Origin of the sequence: Rhizobium indicum, assembly GCF_005862305.2 — a bacterium.
Taxonomy (GTDB): Bacteria; Pseudomonadota; Alphaproteobacteria; order Rhizobiales; family Rhizobiaceae; genus Rhizobium; species Rhizobium indicum.
Map to the genome: position 1 here is coordinate 4,604,660 of NZ_CP054021.1, position 22,111 is coordinate 4,626,770.

At 59.3% G+C, this 22,111-nt stretch carries 20 protein-coding genes; 7 read left to right on the forward strand and 13 right to left on the reverse strand.

Annotation, left to right across the window (positions count from 1 at the left end; genetic code table 11):
- Window positions 1-11 precede the first annotated feature (11 nt).
- The 3 genes from FFM53_RS22390 to FFM53_RS22400 form a co-directional block, all read right to left on the reverse strand.
- Window positions 12-539, reverse strand: coding sequence for a cupin domain-containing protein (locus FFM53_RS22390; protein ID WP_138334849.1), 528 nt, complete (start codon window positions 537-539; stop codon window positions 12-14).
- A 253-nt stretch (window positions 540-792) separates the two neighbouring features.
- Window positions 793-1,179: a cupin domain-containing protein gene (locus FFM53_RS22395; protein ID WP_138334848.1), complete on the reverse strand. Its 387-nt coding sequence runs from the start codon at window positions 1,177-1,179 to the stop codon at window positions 793-795.
- A 432-nt stretch (window positions 1,180-1,611) separates the two neighbouring features.
- On the reverse strand, window positions 1,612-2,829 hold the full coding sequence (locus tag FFM53_RS22400) for an ROK family protein (protein WP_138387278.1): 1,218 nt from the start codon (window positions 2,827-2,829) through the stop codon (window positions 1,612-1,614).
- A 195-nt stretch (window positions 2,830-3,024) separates the two neighbouring features.
- On the opposite strand from FFM53_RS22400, the gene FFM53_RS22405 reads away from it, so the two are divergent.
- From FFM53_RS22405 to FFM53_RS22425, 5 genes are all read left to right on the forward strand, one after another.
- Window positions 3,025-4,299, forward strand: a complete 1,275-nt coding sequence (locus FFM53_RS22405) for an ABC transporter substrate-binding protein (RefSeq protein WP_138387279.1) — start codon at window positions 3,025-3,027, stop codon at window positions 4,297-4,299.
- A 253-nt stretch (window positions 4,300-4,552) separates the two neighbouring features.
- A complete protein-coding gene (locus tag FFM53_RS22410) occupies window positions 4,553-5,437 on the forward strand; it encodes a carbohydrate ABC transporter permease (RefSeq protein WP_131620361.1) in 885 nt (294 codons plus the stop codon).
- Window positions 5,437-6,288 (forward strand): carbohydrate ABC transporter permease, encoded by an 852-nt coding sequence (locus tag FFM53_RS22415; protein ID WP_138387281.1) that lies wholly within the window; start codon window positions 5,437-5,439, stop codon window positions 6,286-6,288. The genes FFM53_RS22410 and FFM53_RS22415 overlap by 1 nt, the downstream gene beginning before the upstream one ends.
- A 46-nt stretch (window positions 6,289-6,334) precedes the next feature.
- Window positions 6,335-7,480, forward strand: a complete 1,146-nt coding sequence (locus tag FFM53_RS22420; RefSeq protein ID WP_138387282.1) for an ABC transporter ATP-binding protein — start codon at window positions 6,335-6,337, stop codon at window positions 7,478-7,480.
- A gap of 17 nt (window positions 7,481-7,497) precedes the next feature.
- Complete coding sequence (locus tag FFM53_RS22425; protein WP_138387283.1) at window positions 7,498-9,630, forward strand: beta-galactosidase; 2,133 nt, start codon at window positions 7,498-7,500, stop codon at window positions 9,628-9,630.
- Between the two features lie 312 nt (window positions 9,631-9,942).
- Here FFM53_RS22425 and FFM53_RS22430 read toward each other — a convergent pair whose 3' ends face one another.
- Window positions 9,943-10,923 (reverse strand): LysR family transcriptional regulator, encoded by a 981-nt coding sequence (locus FFM53_RS22430; protein ID WP_138387284.1) that lies wholly within the window; start codon window positions 10,921-10,923, stop codon window positions 9,943-9,945.
- A gap of 48 nt (window positions 10,924-10,971) precedes the next feature.
- On the opposite strand from FFM53_RS22430, the gene FFM53_RS22435 reads away from it, so the two are divergent.
- Window positions 10,972-11,958, forward strand: coding sequence for an MBL fold metallo-hydrolase (locus tag FFM53_RS22435; RefSeq protein WP_138334841.1), 987 nt, complete (start codon window positions 10,972-10,974; stop codon window positions 11,956-11,958).
- A gap of 216 nt (window positions 11,959-12,174) precedes the next feature.
- Here FFM53_RS22435 and FFM53_RS22440 read toward each other — a convergent pair whose 3' ends face one another.
- Together FFM53_RS22440 and FFM53_RS22445 are read right to left on the reverse strand one after the other, a co-directional pair.
- On the reverse strand, window positions 12,175-12,759 hold the full coding sequence (locus FFM53_RS22440) for a GNAT family N-acetyltransferase (protein ID WP_173883626.1): 585 nt from the start codon (window positions 12,757-12,759) through the stop codon (window positions 12,175-12,177).
- Window positions 12,760-13,017: 258 nt separating this feature from the next.
- Entirely contained in the window at window positions 13,018-14,793 is a 1,776-nt protein-coding gene (locus FFM53_RS22445; protein ID WP_138334840.1) for an adenylate/guanylate cyclase domain-containing protein, read from the reverse strand.
- 83 nt (window positions 14,794-14,876) lie between these two features.
- On the opposite strand from FFM53_RS22445, the gene FFM53_RS22450 reads away from it, so the two are divergent.
- On the forward strand, window positions 14,877-15,221 hold the full coding sequence (locus FFM53_RS22450; RefSeq protein ID WP_138387286.1) for a helix-turn-helix transcriptional regulator: 345 nt from the start codon (window positions 14,877-14,879) through the stop codon (window positions 15,219-15,221).
- A gap of 302 nt (window positions 15,222-15,523) precedes the next feature.
- Here FFM53_RS22450 and FFM53_RS22455 read toward each other — a convergent pair whose 3' ends face one another.
- The 7 genes from FFM53_RS22455 to FFM53_RS22485 form a co-directional block, all read right to left on the reverse strand.
- Window positions 15,524-16,174, reverse strand: coding sequence for a hypothetical protein (locus tag FFM53_RS22455; RefSeq protein WP_138387287.1), 651 nt, complete (start codon window positions 16,172-16,174; stop codon window positions 15,524-15,526).
- A gap of 224 nt (window positions 16,175-16,398) precedes the next feature.
- Window positions 16,399-16,743 (reverse strand): lysozyme inhibitor LprI family protein, encoded by a 345-nt coding sequence (locus tag FFM53_RS22460; RefSeq protein ID WP_343075039.1) that lies wholly within the window; start codon window positions 16,741-16,743, stop codon window positions 16,399-16,401.
- Window positions 16,744-17,146: 403 nt separating this feature from the next.
- Window positions 17,147-17,485, reverse strand: coding sequence for a slr1659 superfamily regulator (locus FFM53_RS22465; protein ID WP_138334836.1), 339 nt, complete (start codon window positions 17,483-17,485; stop codon window positions 17,147-17,149).
- A gap of 7 nt (window positions 17,486-17,492) precedes the next feature.
- On the reverse strand, window positions 17,493-18,053 hold the full coding sequence (locus FFM53_RS22470; RefSeq protein WP_138334835.1) for a slr1658 superfamily regulator: 561 nt from the start codon (window positions 18,051-18,053) through the stop codon (window positions 17,493-17,495).
- A 3-nt stretch (window positions 18,054-18,056) separates the two neighbouring features.
- On the reverse strand, window positions 18,057-20,414 hold the full coding sequence (locus FFM53_RS22475; RefSeq protein ID WP_138387288.1) for a SpoIIE family protein phosphatase: 2,358 nt from the start codon (window positions 20,412-20,414) through the stop codon (window positions 18,057-18,059).
- A complete protein-coding gene (locus FFM53_RS22480) occupies window positions 20,411-21,583 on the reverse strand; it encodes a class I SAM-dependent methyltransferase (protein ID WP_138334833.1) in 1,173 nt (390 codons plus the stop codon). Before FFM53_RS22480 ends, FFM53_RS22475 begins: the two co-directional genes overlap by 4 nt.
- Window positions 21,580-22,089 carry a hypothetical protein gene (locus FFM53_RS22485; RefSeq protein ID WP_138387289.1) on the reverse strand — a complete coding sequence of 170 codons (510 nt, stop codon included), beginning with the start codon at window positions 22,087-22,089 and terminating at the stop codon, window positions 21,580-21,582. The genes FFM53_RS22480 and FFM53_RS22485 overlap by 4 nt, the downstream gene beginning before the upstream one ends.
- Window positions 22,090-22,111 lie beyond the last annotated feature (22 nt).

Sequence of the window (22,111 nt, forward strand, 5' to 3'; positions counted from 1 at the left end):
GCCTGGCGGATCTATTCGCTGTTTCCTCGGCCCTTTGCTTCCCGCACCAGGTCCGGCATTCCGTCATGCGGACCAAGGGCATGGGTGGGATGGTCATCCCACCAATCATTGTGCAGTGGTCGGCGGTGAGGGTGGAGTGGATAGAAGATCCGGTTTTCGGCCTTATGGCGCTCGCCGACGACGAGGAGGTGCACCTCGGCTTGCGTGTTGTTGAGGAAACTATGGGCGATCCCGGTGCCGGCGGGAAATCCGACGGCGTCGCCCTGTTTCAGTCGATAGAGATGGCCGTCGAGCCAGACGTCGGGCTCGCCTCCGAGAACGTAGATGAATTCTTCCTCGGCGCTCTCGGCATGCGGAAAGGATGTGCGCCGGCCCGGCGGCAAGCGCTCGTGATGAATGCCCAATTTCGCCAGGCCGAAATGGCGCCCCAAAGGCGCGCCGATGCTCATCAACTCGTCGTCATCGTCATAATGCGAGTCGTCAGGCCGTTCGATCTCGCTCCAGTGGACGACAAAGGAGGGGCGCTCCGACGTTGCCATGGTAATCCTCCTGATGTGAGAGGTTCAGATGATTGAGGACACGGACATGCTGCCGTGAATGGAAGGCGACCGCAAGGGCGAAACGGTGGCCCGCACGCAAGTGGTGTGGTTGGTCGTCGTTGGCTCAGACGCCTTTCGCGCTAACCCTGTCTCCGTAAACGGGGCGAAGGGAGTTGCCATGCGAGGCGGAACCTTGATCCGAGGATCCGTGCCCCGGCAGCTCCCGATCCGGACGAAAATTTCTACAAACGGCTCACTTGGCGGGCACGACGAGCGGCGCCCCTTTGCGGACGATGTAGGTTGCCAATTCCGACGCCTTGCCGCTGCCGACGTTCTTTGCCGAGTGAACGACGCCGGAGGGTATGAACAGGGATTCTCCGGCCTTCAGGGTCACCGGCTCTCTGCCTTCGAGCTGGTATTCCAGCGTCCCTTCGATGACGAAGGCGACTTCCTCGCCGGGATGCGAGTGGTTCGGCGCGAGAACGCCCGGGGCGATATCGACGCGGACCTGAACGACCTCGTGGCCGGGCACGTCGATATCGTTCTTGATGAGATCGGTGCGCTGTATCGGCTGTTCTGCGTGTGCTGCAGCTGCGCCGCCGAGAACGAGGGCAAGCGCGATAGCCTGGATCATTTTCATTTCGTCATCCTTCCTGAATTGACCATTTCCGACCGGTTGGCCGTATCGGGATTTAAGTCGATGATTGAACCAGGGATGTGTCGGCAAACCCGCATTTTTGTAAGCCAGTGTATCTGAGGCAAGGCGGGGTTGGTCTGCGTGAGATAACTGTCAAAGATTGGGCCGGCATCGGTTCGGGCCAACGTTGCTTGTGATAGGGTGTGCCTGGAGCCCCCCTCTGCCCTGCCGGGCATCTCCCCCACAGGTGGGGAGATGACAAGTGGCTTGAACTGCCTGCTCGTCTACCGTTTCGCCGTGCTGGACGCTCATTGTTTGGGGAGGCCAGTGAGCCCAGCCAATCTCCCCACCTGTGGGGGAGATGGCCGGCAGGCCAGAGGGGGCTTTGCACGGCACGCCTTACCCGACAAGCAATCCCACCGATCTCTCACGGCTTTACGCCGCCGACGACGAGCCCGCGGTCATGACACTCGCCAAGCTGGCAATGTCCGTGATGCCGCCGGAGGATTCGAAGTCGAATATTTTCTGGGTGACCAGAGCGGCGGCACCCCGGGCCCAGGAATTGTCCTCCCAGTCGGGCAAGAGGGGCGGGGCGGTTCGGAAGGTCCGGGCGGAAAGCGCTTCGCGCAGCGGCGTCAGGAAAGGATCGCCGAGGGAGACGGCTTCGCCGCCGGCGACGATGACTTCGGGGTCGGTGATGTTGACGAGATTGGCAAGGGCGGTGCCGATGCCGCGGCCGGAATCGGCAACGAGAGCGAGGGCGGCGGCATCGCCTGATGCGAGCGCAGCCGTCAGTTCCGGCAGTCCCAGTTCCTCGCGGCCGGTCGCTTCCCGCCAGCGCCGGAGCATCGAGATTTCGGAGTGATAGGCCATCAGACAGCCGCGCTTGCCGCATTCGCAGAGCCGGCCATTCTCCTCATAGAGCGTGTGGCCGAATTTGCCGGCAGCACCATTGGCGCCGCGGTAGAGCTTGCCGTGGATGACGAGCGCGCAACTGATGCCGACGCCGACGGCGAGAACCGCCATGTTGCGATGCTGGCGGCCGAGCCCGAAGAGCTGCTGGGCGATGGCATAGGCGTTAGTGTCATCCTCCAGCCAGACCGGCACATGGACGCGGCTCGCGACCAGTGAGGCGAGGGGGACATTGTCCCATTTGAATCGGTAGCTGCGCACGCAGGCCGTCTGTTCGTGGTTGATAACGCCGGGCATGGAAATGCCGATGCCGGCGAGCTTCGCGTTCGGCCGTCCGGCGAGCTTCACCAGTTGGGGAACGATGCCCGCCAGCAGGTCGGCGACCTTATCCGGGTCATGGCCGTCGAGGCTTACCCGCATGGCGGCGACGGGGTTGGTGGCAAGGTCGGTTGCCACGCACTCCACCGAATCGACCATCAGCTTGAAGCCGATGGCGAGCGCGTGCTCGTAGTTGATATCCACCGGGATCGGGCGGCGGCCGGTGAGGCCGGGTACGGTCTTCCCTTCGATGACGATGCCTTCCTCCAGAAGGTCGGCGACGACGAAGGTGACGGCGGCAGGACTTAAACCAATCACCGTCGCGATGTCGGCGCGGCTCCTCGGCCCCTCGCGCCGGAGGAGGTTGAGGATGAGGCGTCGGTTCATGGCTCTCGCCGTGGTCTGGTCGCCTTTTAACTTCACGATGCATTCCTTAATTTTGTAAATTAATTATTGCGAGCTGCAAAGATATATGCATAAGTTCGGCCGCGGATCAACTCAGCCAGGCGGATTATCGCTGGAATCGCCGAGCGGATCGCAGCGTTGAATGCCTGGTCGGTCGTTTCATGGAGGAGGCGACGGTCGGGAGATGTTGATCGATCAACTGGGAGGAATTCAATGACATTTTTGAAGCAATTTCCGTCGACCACCCGCAGGCGCTTCCTGAAGGGCGCGGGGCTGGTTTCCGCCGCAGCGGTCACCGGCAGCTTTCCGATCCCGGCGATCGCGCAGGCCCAGGAGGTCACGATGATCTCGGCCGAAAACAATGGCGCTGCGCTCGACGCGCTGAAGGCGATCGCCGCGGGCTTCAGCAAGGAAGCCGGCGTCAACGTCGTCATCAACAATATGGATCACGAGGCCCACAAGACGGCCATTCGCAACTATCTCGTCGCCGGCGCGCCTGACATTTGCTCCTGGTTTTCGGGCAACCGCATGCGCGCCTTCGTCAAGCGCGGCCTGTTCGACGACATCTCCGACCTTTTCGAGAAAGAGAAATATAAGGACGTGCTCGGCGCGACGGCAGGGGCCGTCACCGACGATGGCAAGCAATACGGCCTTCCCACCGGCGGCACGCTCTGGGGCATGTTCTACCGCAAGGATGTGTTCGAGCAGCATGGTCTGACCGTGCCGAAGACGGCCGAAGAGTTCATGGCCTATGGCGACAAGTGCAAGGCCGCGGGCATCACGCCGGTCGCGATCGGCACCAAGGAATTGTGGCCGGCGGCCGGCTGGTTCGACCAGATGAACCTTCGCATCAACGGCCTCGACAAGCATATGGCGCTGATGAACGGCGAGATGAGCTATCTCGATCCCGCGCTGACGGCGGTTTTCGATCAGTGGGAGGCGATGATTTCGAAGGGGTTCTTCACGGAGAACCATACGTCCTTCGGCTGGCAGGAGGCCGCTGCGCTCTTGGCGCAGAAGAAGGCCGGCATGATGAACCTCGGCGCTTTCCTGCGCTCGGCTTTCACCGCCGAAGATCTGCCACAGCTCTCCTATGCGACTTTCCCGGTGCTCGACGCCAAGGTCGGCCACTACGAGGAATTCTCGGTCAACTCGATCCACATTCCCGCCAAGGCCAAGAACAAGCAGGGCGCGCGCGAATTCCTCGCTTATTTCTACAAGCCCGAGAATCTGGCGGCCTATCTGGAGCCGGGCGGCAACGTGCCGCCGCGCCACGACCTGCCGCCAAGCAAGGACCCCCTCGTCAACGTCGCTGTCGAGACGATGAAGACGGTGCAGGGCACGTCGCAATATTACGACCGCGACAGCGACCCCGACATGGCGCAGGCGGGTCTTGTCGGCTTCCAGGAGTTCATGGCCAAGCCCGACCGGCGGAAGGCCATCCTGACGCGCCTCGAAGGCACACGCAAGCGCATCTACAAAATCTAGTTCTCCTCCCGGAGACGCAGGGAGTAGGGGCGTGCCTCCACTCCTAGGAGCGGGCGTCAGCCCGCTCCTGAGACCGCTTACAAAGTCGGCCAACTCGTCTTTCGTCATGCTCGGGCTTGTCCCGAGCATCTGCCGACGGTGCAGCAGATCCTCGGCACGAGGCCGAGGATGACGCCGAGTAAAGAATGAGGTTTGCCAACAAGCTGCGGGCGGAGCTGTGCTCCACTCTTGTAAATAATTTGAGGCTCTGGACATGTTGATGTTATGGCGCCGCCAGCGTTGGTGGCTCACCCCGACTTTGCTCATCGCGCCCGCGATCGTGCTGTTCTTCACGGTCATCCTGCTGTCGGCGGTCAGGAGCCTGTGGATCAGCCTGCACGACTGGGATGGCTTCGGCCCAATGGTGTGGATCGGCTTCGGCAATTACGTCGAGCTTTATAACGATCCGCAATTCTACGTGTCGCTGAAGAACAACCTGATCTGGCTGGTGATGTTCATGGCGGCACCACCTCTCGGGCTCGCCATCGCGCTGCTGGTCAACCAGAAAATCCGCGGCATGCGCTTCCTGAAGTCGCTGTTCTTCATTCCGCTGGTGCTCGCCTCGGTGACGGTCGGCGTCGTTTTCACCTGGGTCTATACGCCGGAGTTCGGGTTGCTCGCGCTGATCTTCAGGGCGTTCGGGGCGACGGCGCCGGCGGTTCTCTCCGACGAGCATTTCGTCACTTTCGCCATCGTGATTGCAGCACTCTGGCCGCAGATCACCTTCTGCATGGTGCTCTATCTCGCCGGTCTCAACAATTTGAGCGAAGAGCTGATCGGGGCAGGGCGCGTCGACGGGGCAAGGGGCTGGAACATGTTGTGGCACATCGTGCTGCCGCAGCTGACCCAGGTTACCTTCATCGCCATTGCCGTCACCGTCGTCGGGGCGCTTCGCTCCTTCGACATGGTGTCGGTGATGACGAACGGCGGCCCGTTCGGTTCGTCCTCGGTTCTCGCCTACCAGATGTTCGAGCAGTCGATCTTCTCCTACCGCTTCGGTTACGGCGCGGCGATCGCCTCGGTGCTGTTCGTGATCATGGCCGTCTTCATCGTCTGGTATCTCAGCCGCATCATCCATACCGAAGAAAGGGGAGGCTGATGTATCCTCGTCCCATTCCCGATGCCGCCGTCTGGCAGCGCCGTCTCTATGTGCTCGCCGTCGTCATCGTCCTCCTGCTCTGGCTCTGCCCGCTGTTTGCGATCATCCTCACCTCGTTCCGCTCGACTGAGGATGTCATGGGCGGCAATCTGTGGGGATGGCCGACCGGCATCGGCGTCATCGATAATTATACTGATGTCTTCACTCAGACACCGATGGCCCGCTACTTCCTCAACAGCCTGACGATCACCATTCCCTCGGTGATCGGCGTGCTGGTGCTCTCCACGCTCGCCGGCTATGTGCTGTCCCGCTACCGCTTTCCCGGCAACATGCTAATCTTCGCGCTGTTCGTCGGCGGCAACTTCCTGCCGCACCAGATCATGATGATCCCGGTGCGCGACCTGATGGTCCGGCTCGATCTGATCGATACGACGGCAGCGCTGATCATCTTCCATGTGGCCTTCCAGACCGGCTTTGCGACGCTGTTCATGCGCAATTTCATTGCGGCATTGCCCGATGAACTGTTCCAGGCGGCGCGCGCCGAGGGGGCGTCTCCCTTCCAGACGCTATGGCATGTGGCGATCCCGCTGGTGCGGCCGGCGCTTGCCGCACTCGCCATCCTCATCTTCACCTTCATCTGGAACGATTACTTCTGGGCCGTGGTGCTGACCGTCAGCGACAGCGTCAAGCCTGTGACCGCCGGCCTTGCCAATCTTCGCGGTGAGTGGGTCTCGGCCTGGAACCTGATTTCCGCCGGCACCATCGTCGTCGCCGTGCCGCCCGTCATCATGTTCTTCCTGATGCAGCGGCACTTCATCGCCGGCCTGACGATGGGCGCGGTGAAGGGATGAGCGATCTCCTCTACCTCCAAGTTTCAACAGCAGAGAGCCAGGACGCATGACCAGTCTCGAACTCCGACAGATCAACAAGAATTACGGCGCCTATCACGCGCTGCGCGGCATCGATCTTTCCGTAGCGCAAGGCGAGTTCATCGTCATGGTCGGCCCCTCCGGCTGCGGCAAGTCCACGCTTTTGAAGACGATCGCCGGCCTGGAGGAGATCTCCTCCGGCCAGATCCTGATCAACGGCCGCGACGTCAGCAAACAGGAGCCGGGGGATCGCGGCATCGCCATGGTCTTCCAGTCCTACGCGCTCTATCCGCATATGACGGTGGCGGAGAACATGGGCTTCGGTTTGCGCATGGCCAAGCGCCCGAAGGCCGAGATCGAGGCGGCGGTGGCGCGCGCAGCCAAGATCCTGAGGATCACCGACCAGCTGGGGAAACGGCCGAAGCAGCTTTCCGGCGGGCAGCGGCAGCGCGTGGCGATCGGCCGGGCCATCACCCGTTCGCCCGACGTTTTCCTCTTCGACGAACCGCTGTCGAACCTCGATGCGGCACTTCGAACCCAGATGCGTGTCGAACTCAGCAGCCTGCACGCCGAGCTCGGCGCCACCATGGTCTATGTCACCCACGACCAGGTGGAGGCAATGACCATGGCAAGCCGGATCGTCGTCTTGAACCAGGGGGTGATCGAGCAGGTCGGCTCGCCGCTCGAACTCTACCGCAACCCTGACAACCTCTTCGTCGCGGGCTTTCTCGGCGCCCCGCGGATGAACTTCCTCGGCGTTACCGTCGACGACGTGTCCGGCCGCAATGTCACGGTCTCCGCACCTGGCCTCGTGCCGGTGACGGTGGAACTGGCGGAGGCGACGGTGCTGCAGAGGGGCGCCAGCCTGACGCTCGGTGTCCGGCCGGAGAACATATCGATGGTCGCCGATGGCGGCGAGGGCGGGGCGATCCACGGCCAGATCAGGCTCGTCGAGCATCTCGGCCGCGAAACCATCCTCTATGTCGACGCCGGCAATCTCAAGACCATCGCCTCGGAGAGCGGCACCGGCAATATCACGGTGCAGCTCAGTTACGTGGCGCCCTTTGCCGCCGAGCAGAACGTGGCGCTGAAGCTCGACGCCCGGGAACTCTATCTCTTTTCATCCGATGGCGGACGCACGATCAGTGCCCGCAAAACCATCCTCGACAGATAATCACAGGAAACTCCACCGTGTCCGACAAGACCCTCTCCGTATGGAACCCCGTCAAGACCGACCGCTTCCTCGTCGGCGCCCCACACTATCCCGAGCACGTCGATGAAAGCTACTGGGAGCGCGACGCCGAGCGCATGGCGAAGGCTGGCTTCAACGTGGTCAGAATGGCCGAATTCGCCTGGCATATTCTCGAGCCGAAGCTCGGCACCTTCGATTTCGATCTGTTCGACCGCGCCATCGCCATGCTCGGGCGCTACGGCATCGACACGATCATGTGCACGCCGACTGCAACGCCGCCACGCTGGCTGACCGTGGCCCACCCGGAGATCTTAAGGGTCGACGGCAAGGGCCGGCCGATGAGCCATGGCTCGCGCCAGCACTGCGACACGGCAAGTCCGGTCTTTCGCGAACACAGCCGGCGTATCACCAAAGCGATGGCCGAGCACTATCGCGACAATCCTTTTGTCGTCGGCTGGCAGACCGACAACGAGTTGAACACCAGCATGCCGGAGAGCTTTTCGAAGGCAACGCTCACCGAATTCCAGGCCTTTCTTGCCGGCAGATACGGCGAGATCGGCAAGCTCAACACGGCATGGGGCGGCGATTTCTGGGCGACTGCCTATGACAGCTTCGACCAGGTGGTGCTGCCGATCGAGTTCGGCCCGACCTTCCCGAGCCCCGGCCATCTGCAGGATTATCATCGTTTCCTCGCCTTCTCGACGGCACGCTTCCAGCACGACCAGGTGGAGATCCTGCGCGCCGTCAAATCCTCCTGGTTCGTCTTCCACAATCTCGGCGGTCTCCGGGATATCGACTTTCGCGGCCAGTTCACCACCGATCTCGATTTCGTCGGCTACGACATCTACCCGATGCTCTATGACGAGTTCCAGCGGCTCGGAAATCACGCCAAGGTTCAGGCGCTGCACCTCGATATCTGCCGCGGCTTCTCCGGCAACTACATCGTGCCTGAGCAACAGTCGGGTTTCGGCAGCCAGCCGGGCTTCTGCACGCTGACACCGGAACCGGGCGAACTGCGCCGCATGGCGCTTTCCTCAGTCGCCCACGGCGCCGACGGCCTGATGTTCTTCCGCTGGCGCCCCGCGCATTTCGGCGCCGAGATCTATTGGATGGGCATCATCGACCACGACGATGTCGCCCGCCATCGCTATGACGAGGCGAAGCGCTTCGCAACCGAGATGACCGCGCTAGCGCCCAAGATCCTCGGCACCTATGTGCGCATGGATGTCGGCATCGCCGGCTCCGATTTCGACAATCAGGAAGCGCACAAGACCTATCCGATCGGCCTGCCGAGCCCGCAGGACGATGCGATCCTGCTGCACCAATATTGCTACGACCGCGGGATTGCCTGCGGTTTCATTCATCCCGAGGACGATCTTTCCAAGCTGAAGCTGCTCTATGTGCCCCATTGGGTGATGTGGAAGGACGAATGGACCGAGAGGCTGAAATCCTTCGCCGAGCAGGGCGGCACCGTCGTCATCGGCGCGCGCACCGGCACGCGCAACGAAGACAATCACGTCATCCGCGAGACCGCGCCCGGCACCGCGCTGTCGCAGCTCACAGGCGTGCGTGTCGAGGATTTCGGCCGTCTCGCCGCTCCCGGCGCCAACGGGCTCTTCGATGTGATGGAGCGTTCGGGCGGGCTTGTCATTCCGCCGAACAAGCCGGCGGAATCGCGCCGCCGCGAACGCCGCTTCAAGATCGGCAACCGCGAACTGGTCGGCGGCTATTTCTATGAAAACCTGGCGATCGCAAGCGATGTCGAGGTGGTTGCGGCCTGGTCCAACCGCTATGCCGAGGGCCAGCCGATGGCGACGTCGCGCAAGCTCGGCAAGGGGCAGGTGGTCTATGTCGGTACCTATCTCAGCCCGGATCTGACGGCAGCGCTTGCCGAGCGGCTGTTTGCACCCGTCGGCATCGAGCCGCTGATCGGCGACCTTCCCGAGGGCGTCGAGGTGACCATGCGGATGAATGACGACCGCCGGCTGCTGTTCATTCAGAACTACACCGACCAGCCGGCCGCCATCGGCGGCGTTCCCGCTGGCCGTGATCTCCTCGATGCCGAAAAGCCGGTTGCCGGTAGGCTCGATCTCGAAGGCTACGGCTGCGCGATCATCGAGCTCGCGGGGTGAGTTGCGCTCGCCAGGCCAAACGTGGCGAGCGCTGCTGCTGCATTCTCCGTCGTCCTCGGCCTTGAGCCGAGGATCCATATCACGGGACCTGAATGGGTGCCATTGTAGATGCTCCGGTCGGTCCCCAGCATTATCCAGTAGAGTAACGCGTGCGTACACCCCGCAGTCGGCCCATTGCGGTCACCCGCCGTCCTTCGCGACAGTGTTCCCGCGTTCAGACCGCGGATGAAGGAGTCTTCCGTATTTTCTACGTTGGTCCAAGTTGGCGAGAGTCCTCACGAAGCGAGTCAGGCGTAGGTCATGACCGTTCAATTAAGCCGGCATCCGGGACAGCTCCCAATCGTAGGAGCGCAAGAAGCTCACCAGCTCTCGCATGGCGGCGCTGGAGTGTTTTTTGCTCGGGTAATAAAGATACCAGCTTGGCAAGAGGGGGCTCCAGTCCTTCAGAACCTCCGTCAACCGGCCGTTCGTCAAGTCGGGTGTGGCGTAGTCCTCGAAGATATGGGCCAATCCGCATCCGGCGACAGCGGCCTGCAGTTCGTTGTGTGCTGAACTCACCGTCAATCGTCCCTCCGGCAAGACTTCGAGGGCGTCTCCGCCCTTTTCAAATTTCCAGGATACCAGCGTGCCGCCGGGAAATCGTCGTCGAATGCAGTTGTGGCCGGCGAGATCATTGGGGGTCAAAGGCAGGCCATGCTTTGCAATATAGTCCGGCGACGCCACGATCGCGTATCGAAGCGATGGTCCCAGCGGTACTGCGATCATATCTTGTGCCAGTTGCTTTCCGAACCGAACGCCCGCGTCAAAGCCTTGCTCGACGATGTCGATGACCGCTGCGTCACTGATGAGTTCGACCTTGATATCCGCGTATGTGTCCATAAAGGTGAACATTGCCGGACAGAGCAGGTGATCGATTGCGGGGCCGGGCGCATTGATGCGAAGGGTGCCGGACGGGTTTTCCTTTAACTGGTTAAGGTCATCGACTGCGAGACGGATGTCCGTCAAAGCTGGACCAAGGCGCTGCAGGAGACGCTGTCCCGCATCTGTCGGCGCAACGCTTCTTGTTGTCCTGTTGAGCAGACGAATGCCGAGCGCCTCTTCCAAAGCGTTGATTGTCTGGCTGAGTGCCGATGATGAAACGCCTCGCTCCAAGGCGGCGGCCCTGAATCCGCCGCACCTGACGATCGCCGCAAAAACATCCAGGCTATCCAAACGAAACTGATCCATTGCGAAGCTTACCTTATCAAGCTGCGTAGATTTATTCGTCTTATCAGCGCAGTGATTTGAGGTCATCTAAATACCTCGACCGCACATGCGGACTATCGACTGAAAGGAAAAGCAATGGATCGACTCACATTGAACCGGCGAACGGTCATGGTTTCAGCGGTTGCTGGAACGTCCGCTCTGCTGCTCGGAGGGTCCGCGGGATCAGGCAAGGCGCAGGTGCAGAGCCGGGACGCCCGTAATGTTGGATATTATCGATTTCGGGTCGGGCAGATCAAAGCGACAGTTTTGAGCGATGGCGTGATCGGCGGCCCACCGACGGTCTATGCCAACGATGCTCCGGAGGCCGAACTGCAGGAGGTCCTTCGTCGCGCTTTCCTTCCTACCGATCACATGACCCTTCAACTCAACACGCTGCTGCTTGAGGTCGGCGACAGGCGGATATTGCTTGAGGCGGGAGCCGGGGCCACGATGGGACCGAATGCCGGGCGTGTGTTCGACAATATCGCCGCCATCGGTCTCGATGCAGGCGATATCGACACGATCGTGGTGTCCCACACGCATCCTGATCACGTCGGCAATCTCAGCACTTCCGAAGGCAAAAAAGCGTTTCCCAATGCCACCGTCTACGCACCCCGGGCAGACTGGGATTTTTTTGTGCGCAACGATCCCGATCTCTCCTACATGCCGGTACCAAGGGACTTTCGTGACCGGTTCGCAGCGGCGATCAAACGGAGTGTCGAGCCGATCGCAAAGGACATCGAGCTCTACGAGGCAGGTGCGGAAATCGTGCCGGGTCTCACCACGATAGCTGCGCCCGGACATACGCCTGGCATGGCAACATTCTTGGTCCACTCAGGAAACGACCAACTGCTCCTCACTGCGGACCTTGCCTATCACCCGGTCGTCAACATCGACCATCCATGGCGACCCGGACCTGATAGAGACAAGGATACCGCGCTCGCGTCGCGCCGCCGCATATTCGATATGGCTGCGACCGATAGGCTCCTTGTTCTCGGATTTCATTACCCTTTCCCGGGGCTCGGACGAATGCTCAAGACCGACATGGGTTATGCCTGGGTTCCGGCGGGCTGGCAGTTTTGACCCGGGTGCGGCCGTCGAGAGGTTTCGTTCGATAGGGCTGCTTTGTGCCCTCATGTCGGCCGTCAAAGCTACATCATCCGACTTCTAAAAGCGGGCATCGCCTATAACCCGACTGGGCGCCCGCCGGCAAAGTTCTCGCCGGTCCGTCCAGCCTCGTTTCGCGGCTGTGCCGCGCTTGGCATCCATATGCCACAAGCTATCTGATCGAACTGAAGCTCAGCGCGGCCGCCGCAGCATCGGGACGAGTGTCGGCGACGAACCGGCCTGGATCGCGCCGAGCGGTTCGAAGCCGTAGCGTCGGTAGAACGGAATGTTGCGCGGGTTCGAGGATTCCAAATAGGCTGGCGCGTGATCGCGATCGCACCGTGCGAGTGCGTAGGCCATCAAGGCGTCGCCGTGACCTTGGCCTTGATGCGCCGGGTCGACGCCGATCAGGGGCAGGTACCAATGTGGTTCGGTCGGGTGGTACGCGGCCATCTGCTCGAATATGGCCGTGGTTTCGGGGGCAAGAGAGCGCGCAACTGTGCTCTCGAGCACTGCACCAAGCCCTTCCTCGTCGGAATGCACCCTGGGCGATAGCCACAGCGCCGTCCCGGCGTAGTCGTCGGTGCAAAAGGCGCTTCCGTTAGAGAATGCGTTGCTCCCAAACGCCCGGATCATTCGCGGCATGGCCGCAAGGTACTGGTGTGCATGCGGCCAGGTCCATCGCGCCATAGGATCCGCTGCAAATGCCAGCATGACCGTTTCGACCGCCAGATCTTCCTCGGCCGCGGCCATAACTCTCACTGTTGGCGATTTCACACTGCCCTCCTGACGTAGGTGGTCCGACGAGGCGCCCGCCCTCGTTCTCAGCTGCGCATCGTAACCCGGATGGCGTGGGAGCGATACCGGTTGCTGCTGGCTCAGCAGTTGGGTCGCTTTTGGCGTAGTCTTGGTCTAGCGCCCCATGAGCACGTCTCTCGGACAATCTGATGCGAACCATCCGGCCCAAAACCAGAGAGCATGCATCGGTGGACCCCGCACAGAAGCTATGGCCCATTGCCGCTGGCGGCAAAACAATCAGCTAGTCAGGCCAGCCTGCCGCAGGCCGTCCACAATGCGTTCGAAATCGGCAGGGTTCTTGTAGGGCAGTACTTTGCGCCTGTGTTCCAGGGAATAATCGGGATTGATTCGGAACACTTCCGCCCACTCACCACGCGCCTCCTCGAAGCGCCCCAGGTGACCATAGCTCGCCGCCAGCAGCACTCGCGAGACGTCTGTGTTTGGATTACGGACGAGCCGCCGCTTCAGGATGACGACGGCCTCCTCGTACCTGCCTAGCTGAAACATCGCCTGCGCGTAGAAGTGCAGGAACAGGTCCGGGTAATAGGGGTTCAGGGCCATTGCCCGTTCGAAATAGGCGAGCGCCTCGGCCGACCTTCCGGCATAGTGCAGTGCGTTGCCGAGATTCTCGTACCCCTCTACAAAATTGGGAGCAAGCGCGATCACGCGTTCGGCCTCGGCGATGGCCGCGTCGTGCTGTCGCGAGTGCAGTTTGACGACGCCGAGCGCCCAATGTGCGTAGGGATATTGATCGTCGAGCGCCACCGCCCGCGTGGCAGCCTCAATCGCCTGATCAAGCGATTTCGACGGCGATTGGCTCCACTGATTTATGTAGGCCAGCCCATGTGTGACGGCGAGGAACGCGTAGGCCGGAACGAATTTCGGGTCAAGCTCGATGGCGCGTTGCAACAGTTCCCGGCCCTGCGTGTTTTGCTCTCTCGTCAACCTCCACATGTGTTCACGGCCCCGAAGGAAGCAGTCATACGCTTCCAGGCTCTCGGTCTGCTCCGCAGCCAGCCGCTGCTGGTCGCCCTCTCTCAGGTTGAGCGCGAGCGCGCCGACAATCTGCTGCGTTACGTCGTCCTGCACGGCAAAGATGTCGGTCAGGTCGCGATCGAAACGCTCCGCCCACAGATGGCCGCCTGATGTCGCGTCGATCAGCTGTGCGGTGATCCGCACCCTGCTGCCCGATTTGCGGACACTGCCCTCCAGCACGTAGCGCACGCCAAGGCCGCGGCCCACCTCTTGGACGTTCACGTTCCGGCCCTTGAAGGTGAACGACGAGTTGCGGGCGATGACGAACAGCTGCGACAGCTTCGACAGAGCAGTGATGATGTCTTCGGAGATGCCATCGGCGAAGTATTCTTGCTCGACATCACCGCTCATGTTGGCGAAGGGCAGCACGGCAATCGAGAGCGCCGGCGGCGATGCGGCTGGCACGCGACTAGCGGCGGCGTAGGCGGTCACTGTTGACTTTGCCAGTGCGGCGACGCCGACCTGGAGCGAATAGATCCGAATCGGCTCGGCGATGTTCTTGAGCTGTGTGCTGCCGAGATCGGTGACGGAGAGATCGAGCCTCGCCTTGACTTGGCGATAGGCATCCTCCGACAGGCAAATGGCGCCCGGCGCTGCGACGCCCTCCAGGCGCGACGCGATATTGACGCCGTCGCCCATCAGGTCACCGTCGCTTTCCTCGACCACATCTCCCAAATGGATGCCGATTCGGAACTCAATACGGCGGTCTTGGGGCACGCCGGCATTGCGTTCGACCATGGCATTCTGCACCTCGACGGCGCAGCGGACGGCGTCCACCACGCTGCGGAATTCGACCAATGCCCCATCGCCTGTGCGCTTGATCACGCGCCCGTTGTGCACAGCTATAGTTGGATCGATCAGGTCGCTACGCAGTGCCCGCAACCTCGCCAGAATACGATCTTCGTCCGCGCTCGCGAGCCTGCTGTATCCGACCACGTCGGCGGCCAGAATTGCGGCCAGCTTGCGATTCTCGCCCATTGAGCCGTCTCCTCTTCTCCACTATAGCAGGAAGACAGTGGGCAAGACGGAACTTTCGCTTCTTTTCTGAGCGATCTTGGGCGATGTCTCAGTGGGCGAGCCGCTGCTGCGCAACATATCTCCCCGGATGGCAATTTCATCGCCGGCCATCGCACGCCTGGACACTGGAAGACCTCGCCCGCAAGGCGGGGATGTACCGCACGAGCTTCGCCCAGTACTTCCCAAGGCGCGTCGGCGAAACGCCGATCTCCTACGTTGCCCGCCGGAGAATGATGTCGGCAGGAACGAAACTGATACAGGGCGAGGAAACAATGGCCGAAATTTCGGTGTCGCTGGGATATTCGTCTGAGCACGCCTTTAGCACGGCGTTCAAGCGGATCATGGAACAGTCACCCCTCGATATGGCCGAAGTCAAAAACAGAATGTGAACAATGATCAGTGACGTCTCCCTTCTGGCGCATAGTTCCCATCCCCAGCAAGGCTGCTGCTCCTCCACACCGCCTACAAGTCCAACCAGGACCGCCTCCAGTCGACAAGCGTGTCGATGGTTTCAAAGAACAGCGACTTGGCGGGAGCCTCCTAATCGACCCTCGCTCGCTGGCGCAGCGGTCTGTGTTCGAAAATATGCAAAAAAAGAGCATTCCCGTACTCAAACAAAACGGAAATGCTCTCTTAATTTAGTGCGGAGCTATACTTGTCAGCTCCACACTGCTCGCACCTGAATTCGCGGCTATTCGTCTGATGTCGCCGGTGCGGCGTTCTCCAGCGAGGTGCGAATTTGATCAATCTTCCCGTTTGCGTCGCCAACCCCGAGAATGGTTTTGGCCTGGTTCAGAACCGCCGGACTGACTTCACCGGTTTTTGTTGCGGAAGCCAATGCGTCCTCCAGCGCCTCGTCCCCCAACAGAGGGTCATCGGCCGCGGGCTCGATTCCATTGTCGAGTTCATACTGGGCATAGGCCATGGCGTAGGCCGAGATCGCCGTCATGCGTGGGTCCGACGTATGCATCAACGCCTTGTAGTTTCGCTTCAAGGAGTTCAGGCCCGCAAGTTGCGCCGACAGGTTCTTTTCTTTCGTGCTGACTTTGGTCTCGTCTGCCTTGACGGACTTGGATTTGCTTGCCGCCTCGCTGGACTTGCCTTTCACGCCTTGCGATTTGGAGCTGCCATGGGTTGAACCGCTACCTTGGCTGCTGCTGCCATGGCCGCTGTTTCCACCACCGCCGCCATGACCACCGCCGCCGCTATTGCCCCCACTGTTACCGCCGCCGTTTCCCCCGCTCTTTGCCAGTGCGGCCATGTCGATCCCGGCAATCGTTACCGGGCTTGCTGCAAGAGCCAGCGAGAGCAAGGCCAAGGACGCTAAGGTTGCTGTCCGCATCGTTTCCTCCGAACCAGATCATCAAGCGCCGGGCAGATGCACGGCTGAGCAGGTAGGAGAGGTTAGACGTCGATCGCCCCTTGCACATCGGACCGAGGTCCGATGCCGATCCCGTCTATAGTCCTACACGGCTTCGTATACTTAACGATTCCTGGTCGGAACGGTCGACGGGACGGGAAGGCGAGAGACGCGGAGCCGAGGCGTAACTTCGATATTTCAGATGTTTAATTTGCCCGCGGAACCGGGCAGTCCAGGTCCCCGTCGTTGCACCTCAGGTAAACCTTGAGCGCCTCCGTGCGGCTTTGAGTCAGGCCGTCGTGGCACGAACTGTTGACGAACGGATAGGCGGTGCCACCCTGGACCGTCGAGCTTTGGAAATTGCACTCGGCATCACGGAATGCAATCCATGCTTTCTGGGTCGCTACGAGAAGCTTGGTCGTGTCGGCATCATCCTCCAGCCGACCTTCGATCTCTTTGTAGACCTTGTTCATCTCCGCATCCGACTTCTTCAGGGATTCAGCAGCGCAGATGTTCATGTCTGACTGATTTGTCTTCGCCGCAGTTATCATCTGCAAATGCGAACGTTGACGTCGTCAGGACCAAAGTGGCGGACAGCAACAAAATTCTCATGATGGACCTCTTTCCGATTGAATGAATATCCAAACACCGCATGCCTCGTTGCTGGTTTTAACCCCACTTCTGCTCCCTTCCATCAAGTCGACGTCATCTCACCAATCATTTTCCATGGGTTGGTGACGGTTTCATTACCTTGGTACGCCGTGCTGAGCGAGCACGATACATTCCAGTCTTGCAGTCCATTTTCGATCAGCAGGTATGTCGGCCATACCTTGGGCATAACTGGAAGCAGCTCGCCGATCCGGGAGCCGCTGGCCTGTTATCGAAAAGATATGGACTTGATAGAGGACGCCTCGCTGAGTTTTGCGAGAGTGTCAAACCGAATTCAATAGAGAATCACGCCAAGCGCAAATCGATAAGCGGGTGTAACTTCTTGAGATTCGGCAGTGATTTCGCTTGCCAAGGATATTGGCTGGTGCCTTTGACGACGAGCAGGAGGTCGTCCATCTTTCTGGCTTCAATCGTCAGCTTGGCCAGGAGATTTATGCCAGAGGAATTGAGGAACTCGAGACCCGTCAGGTTGAACGTGACCTGTTTGTGCCCCTCATGAAGCAGGCCTGATATCAATGAATAAATGGGCGCGTAGGCGTCCGGTCCCGCCAGCCGGAATACGCCATCGAAATAGACCTCGTTTTTCTCAGCCCATACGCGGAAGTTTTCGTCGCTGATTTCCATTCTTCGCTCACAGATTGGAGGAGGGCGGCATTGCCACGGCTGCAGTTGTCGTCAGGATGACACGCTGGTCATTATTGTCTTCGAATGCCCATGCCATTTTTGCGTCGTAATCGCTCAGAAGGGTCAGCAACCCCAAGCCCGAACCGCTTTCTGCCGATATGGCATTGGTTTCGATTTGCTCAAGAAGAAGTTCCCCGGGGTCCCTCGATTGAAGGCGATGCAGCAGTTGCTGAAAGCGAGAGGATGTCACGCCATCGATCGTGTTCTTCACCCTTATTAAAAAAGTACCGTCCAATATGCCGGCTTCAATGAGGATCTCCCCAGGCTGTCGAAACTTGACGGCATTTTCGATCAACTCATTGCTGAGATATCCGATGTCATGATGCGCCTGCACATAGTCCTTCCTTGAACGTGAATACCGCAGAGCCATGACTTCCGCTATAAAGTCCGACGTCATTCCTGAGTGCTTCCATCCGAGCTGAAGCGGTCCGTCGCTTAACGTGAGGCGAGTGCTTGAATCTAGGCTTATGCCCGTCAGAGATTCGATACCATATACCGTTGGCGTCATGTCTCACCTATGTCGCACTGCGAGAAGCGTGATGTCGTCGTAAATCTTCTGCGATCCTATGAAGAGCATTAATGTCGCTATAATTCCGGCAACGACTTTCTCAGCGCTCTGGTCCTTCAAGCGCAGTGCTTCGCGGCATAGACGTTCGATGCCAAAGAGTTCTCCAGCGTCGTTTTCGGCTTCTGTTACGCCGTCCGTATGCAGGAGTATGAGGTCGCCCGTCTCGAAGGTTATTTCGCGGGTTTTAATGAAGGCAGAAATATCGGCTTCCAGCCCGATCGGTATACCCAGATCCATGGTGTCTATGCGCTCGACCTCGCCGTTCGCCCGCACGACGACAACTTCCTCGTGTTGTCCCGACAGGATCATCTCTTTGCCGTCGTAGTCAAGAAACGCCAGCGTGAGATGCTTATCGATTTTGGTTCTCACTATGTTTTTAAACAGGGCGCTGTTCAGGTCTGTGAGAAATTTGACTGCATCGGTGTTTCCTGCTTCCTGCAGGGCGCGGGCGACGGACTGAACCATCAACATCAGCACGCCGCTTTCGAGCCCGTGTCCGGTGACGTCGCCGATGCCAATCTTCAACCGATTTCCGCTCTTCAATACGTCGTAATAATCGCCGCCGACTTCTTCTGCAGGTCTCATATAGGCTGCGATCTCAAGGGCCTGAAACTCCTCAAGCTCCTGGTGCAGCGGAAGAACCATGAGCTGGATCCTCTCGGCGACGGCCAGCTCTGTTCCGAGACGTCGATTTTCTCGCTGGAGCTGTGCATTCAGCGTCGAAATCTCTTCCTTTGCATCTTCGATTTGAGCTGTTCGCTCTTCGACAAGCTGCTCGAGATTTTCCGTATGATAGCTGATCTGTTCGGCCATCCGGTTGAATGCTTCACCAGCCTCGCCGACCTCATCTTTGCTTGTTATGGCCACCCTGACTGAATAATCCTTCGCCTGAATCCGTTTGGCGGCATCTGCAAGTGCACTGATTCCGCTCGTTATTCGTTTGGAAGCCGCAATTACTGCTATAGCCACAACAAGCAGTGACATTAGGATCGCCAGGATTTGGTAGATCACGATCCGGTTGGTAGCTTCCGAAATTTTGGCTTGTGCCGCATAGAGGGAGGCCTGGATTTCTCGTTCAGGCACAACCACTCCAAGAGACATCGCCTCTTGCCGAACCGGGCCGCTGGACCAGAGATTGGTCGCGGGGAGTTTCTTGACGATAACGATATAGGGGACCTCGTTACCCTCCTGCTGCAACAACAAATGTTGGATGCCCAGTTCGCGATCAAGGGCCAGTTTTGCTATCGCAGGCTGGGAGCTTCCCTTCAGGGAGCGCTCCAGTCCGGTCACTCCGCTTCCGCTCGCATCGCTCGCAGAACGCAGACCGAGGGTTTTTTCGCCTGTGCTGTTGATCGCCACAACGTTTCCGTCGGACATTGCGAGAAATCCAAAGCCGGACTGGGCCACTTTCACATTTTCTACAGTCTGCGCGAGCTGGTCGAGCGTGATGTCCGCGCCAGCCGTCCCGGCGACATCCTTCCTGTCGGCTGTCCATAGTGGTTGAAAGAAAGAAACGATCAGTTTCCCGGTAATGGCGTCCGTATAGGGCGCTGTCTGGGTTATATCGTCCGCGACCGGCCTCGTTTTCATATCCTTGGCCCAGCCCTGCCAGGACTCATAAAGTCCGGGAAAAAAGAAGTCCCAGAAATTGGCCTCGTTATGACCAGGATAAAGGCGGTCGAAGGTCTGAGCCTGGTCGGTATAGGGCGCTGTTCTGAAGATTGGTCGTTCTTTCGATCCGATGTAATACATCTGCAGCTTTGAAGCCCCGTGCTGCAGCAAGCTAGGTGCGACAAGGTCTAGAACCGCGCTGGTCTGGATATCGGTCTGAACGTCGGGTCTTGGGTTGTGGTCTTCTCCGAGCAAGTAACTCCAGACGCTGACGACGGAGACTGAGCCCGGAGCGTTCTGAGACCAGTTCGCCTTTTGATCGTAGGACAGGCTGACGCTGCCGGGAGATGTGCGGGCGATCGCCGCGCCGACAACGGAATTACGCTCGGGATCGTCGATCTGCGCCTGGAGCACACCCGCCAAGGTGCTGACGTCGTTGTGAACCTGCCGCAGGAGCAAACTCACCTGTGCTGCGGTGGAATCGGCATATGTGCGGATGTATTCCTGGCTTGCCGCTTCCAGACCCTGTCCGACTTCCAGGGTGGCGTCGCGCGACAGCCTCTGAACATTCCAAAGCGCCAGTCCACCGCTGACCAGCAGATCAAAGAGGACAGCTCCACCGACGACCAAAATGAACTTTGCCCGAAATGAGCCTAGCCTTGCCGGTCTCTTCGATTTCCCGTCCATCACAGCGGCTTTCGGCCGGAGGCTGCCCAGATCGGCCAGCCTGCATAACCCTTGGGGTGAAGAGCAGCAAAGATATGATCTTTGAATCCTTGCCGGAACCTGCGAATGAAATCTGACGAGTCGCCCCGTCGAACAGCCATCTCACCCGCGTAGACATTTTCCCATGCTTCGATGATGTCTGCGAAGTCCTGGGGATCCCCGTCAAGATTCGTGACCATAAATGAATCGACCTTGATGTTATCGAACCCCGCGTCGGCGAGGAGGTGGCGGCTTTTCGGCCCCATCTCGACATCCATGTCGAAGTGCCTGAACAGTTTGGCGACTTCTTCGTAAGTCCATCTTATGGATTCAGCATGTGGCTCGCCCAGACAATGCGAGTTTTTTTCGTTGGTGATGTAGACACGGCCGCCAGGCTTGCAGATGCGGTAAAGCTCCCTGAGCAGCATCTCGGGACGGTTGAAAATCTGCAGCGAATGTCGGCAGGTCACAAAGTCAAATTGATTGTCTCGCAGCAGCATTTGGGAAGCGTCGCCATAGGTGTACTCGATTCCCTGCAGATCGAAGTCGGCCGCGACCCTGCGGGCATATTCGAGGCTACGCACGGAATGATCCAGCGCGACAAGGCGTGCCGGTCTAAATTCCCGTTGAACCAAGGCGGCGAAATCACCAATTCCGCAACAGATATCTGCGATGACAAGACCGCTGCGCAGGCCGTGGCGAGGCAACAGTTCGCGTTCGTGCCTCCATGTCATTTTCGTCTGGGTGCGCAGAATGGGAATGAAAGTCTCATCCTCGACAAAGCTCTGGCCCGGATAAAATGCCGAATCGTAGACTTCAACCGACAGGCTTGGTTGTGATGCCGCCAGCGTTTGGAATAACGAGGTCGACCATGCCACCACGCTCGACGTAATGATGACGATCTTCCGTTCCGGTCTGATCCGGCAACTTGCCGCGAGTATATCGGCCAGGGCCGCGAAGGCAGTCATGTTGATGTGCGTCAGACGTTTGACATTGACGTAAACGACCCCACTGTATTTTTCCAAACTTTGCTGCACCAGCTTGAGGGCATCGGCAATTTCAGTGGCGCTTTCAGGCCGCATCTTGCCAGACAGCAACAGCTCCTGATTTGTCGGATCAAAATGAACAGTGAAGGGTAGGGGAAGCAGGCTCATCGGAAGTCCTCGACCGAGGGGAAATCCGCAATGATTTGAATCTCTTGTTCGCCGTCTTGCTCAATTCGGATCGTGGCGCGGAATATTGCTGCCAAATCTCTGAGCAAAACCGTCCCATCGGACTTCGTGACCACGAATCCAGAGCCGGCGCCTGGGACAGTCTGGTGTTCGCTTGCTCTCGCATCCATGTGCTTTCGGCCAAATGCTTCCTCGCAAGGAAACGCAATTCTCAGCCGATTGAATGTCGCATTCCGGTAGAGACTGAACCTTATCCTTCCCAGCTCGCTCGTCGAACGGAAAGCAAGTTCGATGAACTCGTTCGTCGCGACGGAAAGAAAATTGGAATATCGAGCGGGATCGCTGTGACCTTGGCCGAGAATGTCTGAGAGATATTCGGTAATCCCGTCGCAAAACTGCCATCGGGATTTGAACATCGCAACGTCCAGTTCCAGCGATACCATCGGCGCAAATGCATGGTCATCGAAGCTAGCTGCTTCCTGTTCCAATACACCCTCCCTTCTTTTGCCT

Bases quoted from the DNA above. Each gene is read 5' to 3' on its own strand.
- FFM53_RS22445 (WP_138334840.1), bottom strand. From the start codon at position 14,793: ATGGGCGAGAATCGCAAGCTGGCCGCAATTCTGGCCGCCGACGTGGTC.
- FFM53_RS22435 (WP_138334841.1), top strand. From the start codon at position 10,972: ATGGATCGACTCACATTGAACCGGCGAACGGTCATGGTTTCAGCGGTT.
- FFM53_RS22480 (WP_138334833.1), bottom strand. From the start codon at position 21,583: ATGAGCCTGCTTCCCCTACCCTTCACTGTTCATTTTGATCCGACAAAT.
- FFM53_RS22395 (WP_138334848.1), bottom strand. From the start codon at position 1,179: ATGAAAATGATCCAGGCTATCGCGCTTGCCCTCGTTCTCGGCGGCGCA.
- FFM53_RS22410 (WP_131620361.1), top strand. From the start codon at position 4,553: ATGTTGATGTTATGGCGCCGCCAGCGTTGGTGGCTCACCCCGACTTTG.
- FFM53_RS22430 (WP_138387284.1), bottom strand. From the start codon at position 10,923: ATGACCTCAAATCACTGCGCTGATAAGACGAATAAATCTACGCAGCTT.
- FFM53_RS22390 (WP_138334849.1), bottom strand. From the start codon at position 539: ATGGCAACGTCGGAGCGCCCCTCCTTTGTCGTCCACTGGAGCGAGATC.
- FFM53_RS22470 (WP_138334835.1), bottom strand. From the start codon at position 18,053: ATGACGCCAACGGTATATGGTATCGAATCTCTGACGGGCATAAGCCTA.
- FFM53_RS22420 (WP_138387282.1), top strand. From the start codon at position 6,335: ATGACCAGTCTCGAACTCCGACAGATCAACAAGAATTACGGCGCCTAT.
- FFM53_RS22405 (WP_138387279.1), top strand. From the start codon at position 3,025: ATGACATTTTTGAAGCAATTTCCGTCGACCACCCGCAGGCGCTTCCTG.
- FFM53_RS22465 (WP_138334836.1), bottom strand. From the start codon at position 17,485: ATGGAAATCAGCGACGAAAACTTCCGCGTATGGGCTGAGAAAAACGAG.
- FFM53_RS22460 (WP_343075039.1), bottom strand. From the start codon at position 16,743: ATGATAACTGCGGCGAAGACAAATCAGTCAGACATGAACATCTGCGCT.
- FFM53_RS22455 (WP_138387287.1), bottom strand. From the start codon at position 16,174: ATGCGGACAGCAACCTTAGCGTCCTTGGCCTTGCTCTCGCTGGCTCTT.
- FFM53_RS22415 (WP_138387281.1), top strand. From the start codon at position 5,437: ATGTATCCTCGTCCCATTCCCGATGCCGCCGTCTGGCAGCGCCGTCTC.
- FFM53_RS22450 (WP_138387286.1), top strand. From the start codon at position 14,877: ATGTCTCAGTGGGCGAGCCGCTGCTGCGCAACATATCTCCCCGGATGG.